This is a genomic window from Deinococcus misasensis DSM 22328 (assembly GCF_000745915.1).
In the GTDB taxonomy this organism is placed as follows: Bacteria; Deinococcota; Deinococci; order Deinococcales; family Deinococcaceae; genus Deinococcus_C; species Deinococcus_C misasensis.
In genome coordinates this window covers 14,203-22,736 of sequence record NZ_KN050784.1, presented here as the reverse complement: position 1 = coordinate 22,736, position 8,534 = coordinate 14,203, and the positions used below count along the sequence as shown (strand labels likewise).

Annotated in this window: 9 protein-coding genes; 6 read left to right on the top strand and 3 right to left on the bottom strand. The window is 55.5% G+C overall.

Annotation, left to right across the window (positions count from 1 at the left end):
* Positions 1-985: ATP-dependent metallopeptidase FtsH/Yme1/Tma family protein (locus tag Q371_RS24915; protein ID WP_034346422.1), on the bottom strand; the 985-nt coding region annotated here is incomplete at its 3' end.
* Between the two features lie 239 nt (positions 986-1,224).
* Between Q371_RS24915 and Q371_RS26345 the strand changes: the two genes are divergently transcribed.
* Both Q371_RS26345 and Q371_RS24905 read left to right on the top strand, forming a co-directional pair.
* The gene (locus Q371_RS26345) at positions 1,225-2,298 is read left to right on the top strand and encodes a GGDEF domain-containing protein (protein ID WP_051965248.1); all 1,074 of its coding nucleotides are present in this window, start codon (positions 1,225-1,227) and stop codon (positions 2,296-2,298) included.
* A gap of 69 nt (positions 2,299-2,367) precedes the next feature.
* Positions 2,368-2,877: a DUF4384 domain-containing protein gene (locus tag Q371_RS24905; RefSeq protein WP_034346408.1), complete on the top strand. Its 510-nt coding sequence runs from the start codon at positions 2,368-2,370 to the stop codon at positions 2,875-2,877.
* A gap of 57 nt (positions 2,878-2,934) precedes the next feature.
* Here the strand turns inward: Q371_RS24905 and Q371_RS24900 are convergent, their stop codons facing one another.
* On the bottom strand, positions 2,935-4,245 hold the full coding sequence (locus Q371_RS24900) for an aminotransferase class I/II-fold pyridoxal phosphate-dependent enzyme (protein WP_034346406.1): 1,311 nt from the start codon (positions 4,243-4,245) through the stop codon (positions 2,935-2,937).
* 286 nt (positions 4,246-4,531) lie between these two features.
* Between Q371_RS24900 and Q371_RS24895 the strand changes: the two genes are divergently transcribed.
* From Q371_RS24895 to Q371_RS24880, 4 genes are all read left to right on the top strand, one after another.
* Entirely contained in the window at positions 4,532-4,852 is a 321-nt protein-coding gene (locus Q371_RS24895) for a nucleotide pyrophosphohydrolase (RefSeq protein WP_034346404.1), read from the top strand.
* A 2-nt stretch (positions 4,853-4,854) separates the two neighbouring features.
* Positions 4,855-5,757 carry a carbohydrate kinase family protein gene (locus Q371_RS24890; protein WP_034346403.1) on the top strand — a complete coding sequence of 301 codons (903 nt, stop codon included), beginning with the start codon at positions 4,855-4,857 and terminating at the stop codon, positions 5,755-5,757.
* Positions 5,758-5,859: 102 nt separating this feature from the next.
* A complete protein-coding gene (locus Q371_RS26340) occupies positions 5,860-6,441 on the top strand; it encodes a TetR/AcrR family transcriptional regulator (RefSeq protein ID WP_051965246.1) in 582 nt (193 codons plus the stop codon).
* Positions 6,438-7,172, top strand: coding sequence for a DUF4386 domain-containing protein (locus tag Q371_RS24880; protein ID WP_051965240.1), 735 nt, complete (start codon positions 6,438-6,440; stop codon positions 7,170-7,172). Before Q371_RS26340 ends, Q371_RS24880 begins: the two co-directional genes overlap by 4 nt.
* Before the next feature lie 75 nt (positions 7,173-7,247).
* On the opposite strand, the gene Q371_RS27650 is transcribed toward Q371_RS24880, so the two are convergent.
* Positions 7,248-8,534: hypothetical protein (locus tag Q371_RS27650; RefSeq protein WP_034346400.1), on the bottom strand; the 1,287-nt coding region annotated here is incomplete at its 5' end.

Here is an 8,534-nt window from a genome sequence, read left to right as displayed (position 1 = left end):
CGTGAATCCTGAGGATTTGCTCTCGGCCTTTCACGTCGGGGGCATCCACGACCACCTGACGGTCAAAGCGTCCGGGACGCAGGAGGGCGTTGTCGAGCACGTCTGGGCGGTTGGTGGCTGCGAGGATGATGATGTCGTGCTTGCTTTCGAAACCGTCCATCTCGACCAGCAGTTGGTTGAGGGTTTGTTCCCGTTCGTCGTTTCCGCCCCCGACGTTGAGGCCACGTTTGCGTCCGACAGCGTCAATTTCGTCGATGAAAACGATGCAGGGTGCGGCTTTCTTGGCCTGCTCGAAGAGGTCACGGACCCGAGCGGCTCCGACGCCGACGAACATCTCAACGAAGTCTGAACCGCTGATGCTGAAGAAGGGGACTCGGGCTTCACCTGCGACGGCTTTGGCCAACAACGTCTTGCCTGATCCGGGAGGTCCCACAAGGAGAATGCCGTGCGGGATGCGTGCTCCAAGGGCATGGAAGCGCTCAGGGTTCCTGAGGAACTCAACGACTTCTTGAAGTTCGTACTTGGCTTCTTCGCAGCCGGCCACGTCACTGAAGGTGAGTTTGATGCTCCCCTCTGTGAGGACGTGCGCTCTCGACTTGCTGAACTGGGCGGCCCCATTGGACCCTCCAGAGACATTGGTGCGGAAAGAACGCCAGATCAGGAACATGAAACCGATGCCCACCAGAAAAGGCAGCCATTGCAGCAAAGACACCCAGAAATCGCCTTTGACGCCTGAGCGAACGGTCAATTCAGCGTTGCTGTTGCGAACCAGTTGCACAAAATCGGAATTGGTGGGGACCACCGTCACCACCGGACGTTTGCCGTTGGCTTTGAATTGCACTTCAGCATTGCCTGCTGCGTCAATGATCACATGACGCACAGATCCTTTTTCCAGATCATTCACCAGATCGGTGTAACTGTAGCCCTGGGCCAGTGCAGCACCCATGCCACCGATCACCAACCACAACATCAGTATTTTACGCATGCCACCCACCTTACCCGGAGTTTGCCCCTTGAGGATTTTTGTGTTCTGCGGGGAAACAGATACACCCATGCTAACACTCCAGAGGACTCGGGATGTAAACCTGCTTACTTTGGGGAAATCCTGTGATGAACGGGATTTTTGAGGGTCCATTCTGGGGTGCAAAAGGAGCTGTACTTTGTTCAATGTTGTAACAGAAAGGTTCAGCAAGAGGGTGTGCCACAATGCATCAAGGGGGATGCATGTTTGATGCTGAGGTGCTGCGCCGTCGGGTTTACCTGTTGCTGAGTGTGCTGGTTGCAACAGGGGGTTTGATGGGTGCATGGACATTTCCACAGGGTCTGGAAGTGCAAAACGTTTCACAAACTTTGCTCGGGGTGTTTGCCTTGATCACTCTGGGTTTGCTGGTGCAAGGGAAAATGCCGTCCTGGACCATTGAGCGTTTGGCTGTGGCCATGTACAGCACCTTCTGGGTGGTGCGCTTTCTGGTGGAGATGTTCAGTGCGAATTACCCCATGGGACGTTTTCCACTGCATTCCGAAACCGGTCTGGTGGCTCTGGTTTTGATGGTGTTCATCACCCTGCCCACCCGTTCAGCAATGCGTCTGGCAGGCGGGCTGTACCTGATGTTTCTGGTGGTTCCGTGGGTGGTTCTGGCGTTCATGCCAGAGCGCCGTGCAGGCTGGAATTTCGATGATTTTTTTCGCATTCAAATGATCACCTCCGGGATGGTGGGTTTGATTTATGTGCTGGGGGCTTACAAGGAGCAGTGGGTCAGAGAACAGGAACGCACCCACTGGTTGCACCACATCGCCTACACCGATCCCCTGACCGGCGTGTTCAACCGTCGTCGCCTGTACGAAATCCTGGAGGAGCAAACAGGACGCTCTGGGTTCAGTGTGGTGTTGTTCGATCTGGACCACTTCAAACGGATCAATGACCGTTACGGACATGCCACAGGCGACGAAGTCCTCAAACATGCTGCCCGAGAAACCCAAAACGTTGTGGACCAGCAAGGTTTTGTGGGCAGATGGGGTGGAGAAGAATTCCTGCTGGTTTTTCCAGATTCAGATGCCTCCAAAGCGGTGATGTATGCAGAATCCATCAGGCGCAAATTTCCAGAGACCGAGGTGGATGACCTGCAAGGCTTCACAGCCAGTTTTGGGGTTGCTGAACATCAGGCCGGTGAAGCTCTGGATTCCTTGATCCATCGTGCGGATCAGGCCCTGTACCTTGCCAAAGCCAGAGGTCGCAACTGTGTGGTCACCCATGATGCATATTTGCAAAACCCACAGGGGCAACAGATGGCTCAATGAGAAAAACCTGAAGTTGCTTTTTAGTTGAAGTGCATCTTCAAAAAGCCCGGTGCTCTTAGACTGAAAAACATGAAAAACCGTCTGATGCTTGCTGCTTTGATTTTGCTGGGTGCTGGCTCCCTGAGTGCTTGCACGGTGCGTGTGACCGCTCCGAGCGCCACCATCAGCTTTGAGACCGCCGATTTCATCAACTCCTTTGAGCCCAGCCGTGGAACGAACAGCACCTACTATGTGGGTGAACAGGTCAGTTTCCGCCTGAACACCACCCGTGCTGGATACGTGACTGTGGTGGCTCTGGATCCCGATGGTTACAGCAATGTGCTGGCCTACAACCAGTACGTCTCTGGCGGAACTTCTGTGATTGATGGTGGACCCAGAAACTACTTTGAAGTGGCCCCTCCCAGAGGTTACCAGCGTGTGCGCGCCATCTTCACCACCCAACCCCAGAGTGGTTATGCCCGCGCTTCCATTGAAGGCCGTTATCAGAATGGGCAATGGGACAGCCAGTTCAATGTGTACCTGCGCCCAGCCCCTGCCCAGACCCGCGACGTGGTGGAAACCGGATTCTACATCCGCTGAAATTTGACCCAATGAAAAAGGAGGCCCCTAAGGGCCTCCTGCTGTTTTGGATGGGGTTCAAGCGTTGACGGCTTGCACTTCTTTGACAGCCTGATAGATGCTGTCGTAGATTTCCTGCAGGTTCTCTTCTTCCACGCAGGAGAACGCCACACGCAAGTCGGTGTCGCCCAGAGCGATGGTGCCAATCTGGTATTTGTCCAGCAGTTGCTGACGCACGGCTTCGGCGGTGGTGCCTTTGATTTTCAGGCACATGAAGTATCCAGAGTTGAAAGGATAGTAATCGAAGGCATCGCTGAAGTTCCCGTTGTCCAGAATTTGCTTGACCTTGTTGGCACGGGCCTTCATGATCTCGAACTTCTGCTGCCTCTGGGCTTCAAAGCCGGGGTCTTTCAGGGCTTGCAGCAGGAAGGTCTGGCTGGGGTGAGGACCACTGGAAATGGTGGCCCGGATGATGCCCATGGTCTTTTGCTCCAGAGCGCTCAGGATGGCAGCGGATTCGCTGGCGTAGGTCACGAAGCCCACACGGAAGCCCCACACGTACTCCTCTTTGGTGGCCCCATCGATCTTGACAGGCAGGATGCGGGGGTGCAGCCCGGCCAGCAGACCAAACAGCGACTCGTGCATGGAGTCCTCAAAGAACAGGCTGAAGTAAGCATCGTCGGTGGCGACCACCACGTTGATTCCGGCCTCCGCAGCTTGCACCAGAGCATCAATGATGGTCTGGCCTTCCTGCTGGGTGGGGGTGTAACCGGTGGGGTTGTTGGGGAAGTTCAGCAGCACCACAGCGCTCTTCTTGCCCTGCTCTTTGGCATTCAGCAGGGACTCCAGGAGCCCTTCGCTGTTGAATTTGCCGCTCTGGTTGTACAGGGGGAAGTACACCATCTCTGCACCACGGCGCACCCCGAAGGACAACTCGTAGTTCTCCCAGTTCTTGTCGGGCACAATCACAGGGGTGCCCACATCGGTGAACAGGTCGGCCACGATGCTGATCCCGTGGGTCAGGGCGTTGGTCACGATGGGGTTGCCGTAGTTCTTGCCCTGCAAACTGGGGTTGTCCAGCACCATTTTTTCACGCCATGCGGTGCGCAGCTCGGGTTTTCCTGCAGGAGGGGCGTAAGGGTACAGGTCTTTGGGTGCATAAGCGGAAAGGTTGCGCTGCAGCACTTCAAGGTGCATGGGCACGCCTTTTTCCACAGCAATGCCAATGGTGGCATTGTATTTTTTGGCTTTCTGTCCGGCTTCAGCAGACTGGGACAGGATGCCTTCTTTGGGGAAGTAGATTTGCTTTCCAAGTTCGGAGAGCATCTCCAGCACGTGGGGGTTTTCCTTCTGAATTGCTTCATTCAGTTGTTGTGCTAAAGGGTTCATGGTTTCTATTCTCCTATCTTTTGGGGAGAAGGGGGGAGCAGGTTGCTTAGAAAATTGCCAGGAAAAGATGCCGAGGGCCAAGGGCCGAGGGCTAAAAATGCTTTGGCTTATGCTTTTGGAATGATCAATCTCCTTGACCCTTTCTGCCACGAAATGCACCATGCTCTCGGCTCTCGGCTCTCGGCTCTCGGCTCTCGGCTCTCGGCTCTCCGCTCTCGGCTCTCGGCTCTCGGCCTCTGGGCCTCTGGGCGACGCACGCGTAGCCCCTACAAGTAAACTGTTACCCATGTCACTCACCTTTCAAGAAGCCAGCGAACGCGTGGACCGTTTCATCAGCCAGTTCAAAGAAGGTTACTTTCCGCCCCTCCTCAACCTTGCCCGCATGACCGAAGAAGTCGGCGAGATTGCCCGAGTGATTTCCCACCAGAATGGCAAGAAGCCCAAAGCCGGTGAAGAGGTGGGCGATCTGGAGATGGAACTGGCAGACCTGATGTTTGTGATGATCTGCATGGCCAACGGGCAAGGTTTAGACCTCGAAAGGGGTTTCAACAAAATGATGGATAAAGTGGAGAACAGGGATAAAGAACGCTGGACGAAAAAGGAGTAAACATGACTTTGGCGCAATTTGTCAGTGCCGGTGAAGCGTTAACGGACATGATTCAGGTCCAGCCCGGAGTGTGGCACTCCAAGGCTGGAGGGGCCGGATGGAACGTGGCCCGAGTGGTGGCCCGCCTCGGGTTGCCTTCGGCGTTTGCAGGTGGCATTTCTCAGGACGATTTTGGGGATGTGTTGCAGCAACTCAGCGAGGAGGGTGGGCTGGATTTGCGGTATTTGCAACGCCATCCCAAGGCCCCTTTGCTGGCCATGGTCCCAGAGACCAACCCACCTAGGTATTTTTTTGTGGGCAACGACAGTGCGGATCTGGCGTTTGATCCTCACCTGCTCCCTGAAGGCTGGTGGGATGGGGTGCAAACCTTGCATTTTGGAGGCATCTCCCTGACCCGTGACCCTCTGAAGACCACCCTTGTGAAACTGGCCGAGCATGCCCGCGAATTGGGAAAATTCATTTCCTTCGATCCCAATTACCGCATCACCATGACCGCAGCTTACCGTCCCACTTTCCAACGGATGGTTGAGCTTTCCGACCTGATCAAAGTCTCAGATGAGGACTTGCAGGGTTTGCTTCCCGAGTTGTCTGAAGAAGAGGCTCTGGCCCAGATCCGTGCCTGGAATGCCAATGCCTGGATCATGCTGACGCAGGGGGCCAAAGGTGCGGCTTTGCTCACACCAGAGGGAGAGATTTTTGTGCCTGCCTTCAAGATCACCGTGGCAGACACGGTGGGTGCTGGAGATGCCAGCATCGGAGCCCTGAATTTCTCTTTGATGGTGCACAAAGGCTGGGGCATGGAAGGGCACCTGAAATATGCTCTGGCCGCAGCAGCAGTCAATTGCACCAAATCTGGGGCTTACGCTCCCACCCGCGAGGAAATCGAAGCTTTGCTGGCCCAGTGAAGTCAGGTGCCATTTGCCCCTCTCGACAGAGAGGGGTTTTTTCATTTCATTTGACAATTTAGAGTTATTGCTCTAAATTAGAGTAAATACTCTAAAGGAGGCATGGTGAGCAACCAATCCCGCATCCTGCAATCGGCCCGCACCCTGTTCAACGAAAAAGGCACCCACAGTGTCACCACCAACCACATCGCCCAGCATGCAGGGATCAGTCCGGGCAACCTGTACTACCACTTCAAAAACAAAGAAGCCATCGTTCGGGCCCTGTTTCAGGACCTGCAAAACCTGTGGGACCAGATTTACCAGTTTCCTGAGAACCCCACCCTGCAGGACATCAACCACATGCTGACCCGCAATTACCAGATGCTCTGGGAGTACCGGTTTTTTTACAGGGAAACCCTCTCCTTGCTGCAGCAAGACCCAGAGCTTGCCCAGCAATACCAGCAGGTGCGAGCCAGAGGCATGCAGGATTTTCATGGCCTGTGCCTGCTCCTCATGCAGCAAGGCCTGATGAAAGACCTTCCTGCAGAACGCATCACCATGCTGGCAGAAGCCTGCTGGATGGTCACCGATTTCTGGCCCACCCATCTGGAACTCTCGGGCAGAACCCTCTCAGAAGAGACCATTCAGGAAGGCATTGCCCTGATGTGGATGGTGCTTGAACCCCATATGAAAGGAACATCATGACTGCAAGAACCCTGTCTGAACCCGATCACGTCCCGAGCCACCGCTGGGTGGGTGCCGAATTTCTGGTGGGTGCACTGGCCATCAATGTGCCTTACCTGCTGCTCATCCAGAATTTCAATTATCCGGACATTTTGCGGGAAAGCCCCCAGCAGATCCTTGGGCAGTATCATGCGCTGGGAAGTGCAGGCATCCTCACATGGATGGCGTTTGCATGGTGCGGGTTTCCCTTGTTGCTGGCCATGGTGGGCCTGCACCGCATTCTGAAAAGCACCCATCATCCCCTGACCTACCATGCCACGGTTTTTGGTGTGATGGCTGCCGTTTTTCAGATGGTGGGATTGCTCAGGTGGGTGTTTGTGAACCCGGTGCTTGCAGACCTGTATGTGCAATTGGGTGCATCAGGAGCAAACCGTACGGCCCTCAATGTGGTGTTTCAGGCGGTTCACCAGTTTGGAGGGGTACTGCTGGGAGAACACCTCGGACAGGCGTTTACCGTGCTCTGGATGTGGACGGTCAGCCTGATTGTGCTGCAAACCTCCCTGTTCCCCAGATGGCTTGGTTTCAGTGGTTTGCTGGCTGGAGCAGTTTACCTGCTGGGACAACTGGAACTGCTGCACACGGTCATGCCCACCTTGCCTTACTGGGAGCCTGCTGGACTGGTGGGAAGCCTGTTGTGGCTTCTCTGGGTGCTGGCTCTGGGGGTGTTGCTGATCCGTTTGAAGATCAAATAGAAAGACCAGAGCACACAAAAAGCCTTCCGAAAGGAAGGCTTCACTTTTGTTTTTGATTGTGAATGGGTTTGACCTTCAAGCCACTTTCAAATGGGTCACATTGGTTTTGCGGATGTAATTCAGCAGCACCCCGAGCCCGTAGCACCCTCCGGCAAACCAGACCACGGTGGCGACCGCAGGGAAGGGGAGGAGCACCAGATACAGGGTCAGGCCAATGATCGAAAAGGTCACGGGATGGCTCTGGACCTTCAGACGCCGGGTCAGGGCAGCCCCGAGCAAAAGCAGGGAGATGCTTAAGCCAGCGGTGAGGGCCACCAGCAAGGCAATGCCCAGTCCCAGCAACATGGCGTTTCCAATCAGGGTGGACACCAAAATCACAGGCAACGCCACCAGAAAAGCCACATATCCCAGAGCAAGGTTGCGGTTGGGATCCCTGAGGGATTGGCGCACCAGAGCGGTGCCATGTCCAGATTGGTAGACCAGCAGGGTGAAAATGCACAGGAACGCGAAGTAGAAGGCGGGCCAGTACTCGGATTTCATCAGGTCCATCAGGGGAACGAAGGCCGAAGCCACGCCCACAGAAGGCAACACCGTTTGCTGGACGGGCAACTCTCCGTTGATGCGACCCAGAATGGCAGCAGGTTGAATGCTGGCCTGAATGCCGGGGTCTGCCATCACATCGCCCAGAATGCTGACGGTGCGTCCGTCCACCTGTGCCCCTTGCACCAGTTTGATGTCTCCGCCCAGAGCCACCACATCGCCTGTGACGTGACCCCGAACCACCACATCGCCACCCACCCGGACCACGTTGGCCACCTCTTGCTGAGGGGGCACCGTGGCCGGTCCAAACGCGTTTTGCACGTTGGGGAACACCGCCACCATGGCCACCGCAAACGCAGCGTAAGTGATCTGGGGGGTGAATTTGATTTTGCTGAACAGGCCAAACAGGCTGATCAAGGCCAGTGCGCCCAGCACCGTGATCACCGGTCCCGAGATGTTGCCGATCAGGTCCATCAAGACGCTCACGCCCACCTGCATGTCTGGAAAGACAAAGCTGAACAAGGCAAAAGCAGCAGCCAGCAAAGCCATGCCCACCAGATACAGCGGAGCAGGGTTGTGGGTGTCTTCAGGGTGGGCATCTCTGGCAATGCGGCTTGCCACATGGGCTGCAAAACCCTCTGGCGCTTGAATGGCAGGCAGGTTTTGCAGGGCAGCGGTCAGGTCTGCCTCGCTCTGGGTTTGCATGTGCTGCAAGACTTTCGAGGCGAAGCCTTCAGGGGCCGTGATTTTGAAGGATTGCAGCTCGGTTTTGAGGGCATCTTCCTGAATGCGTTCTGCGATGCGGGCAGCGAACCCCTCTGG

Excerpts from the sequence above, each read along its gene's own strand:
- Q371_RS26345 (WP_051965248.1), top strand. The coding sequence starts at position 1,225 with ATGTTTGATGCTGAGGTGCTGCGCCGTCGGGTTTACCTGTTGCTGAGT.
- Q371_RS24905 (WP_034346408.1), top strand. The coding sequence starts at position 2,368 with ATGAAAAACCGTCTGATGCTTGCTGCTTTGATTTTGCTGGGTGCTGGC.
- Q371_RS24900 (WP_034346406.1), bottom strand. The coding sequence starts at position 4,245 with ATGAACCCTTTAGCACAACAACTGAATGAAGCAATTCAGAAGGAAAAC.
- Q371_RS24895 (WP_034346404.1), top strand. The coding sequence starts at position 4,532 with ATGTCACTCACCTTTCAAGAAGCCAGCGAACGCGTGGACCGTTTCATC.
- Q371_RS24890 (WP_034346403.1), top strand. The coding sequence starts at position 4,855 with ATGACTTTGGCGCAATTTGTCAGTGCCGGTGAAGCGTTAACGGACATG.
- Q371_RS26340 (WP_051965246.1), top strand. The coding sequence starts at position 5,860 with ATGGTGAGCAACCAATCCCGCATCCTGCAATCGGCCCGCACCCTGTTC.
- Q371_RS24880 (WP_051965240.1), top strand. The coding sequence starts at position 6,438 with ATGACTGCAAGAACCCTGTCTGAACCCGATCACGTCCCGAGCCACCGC.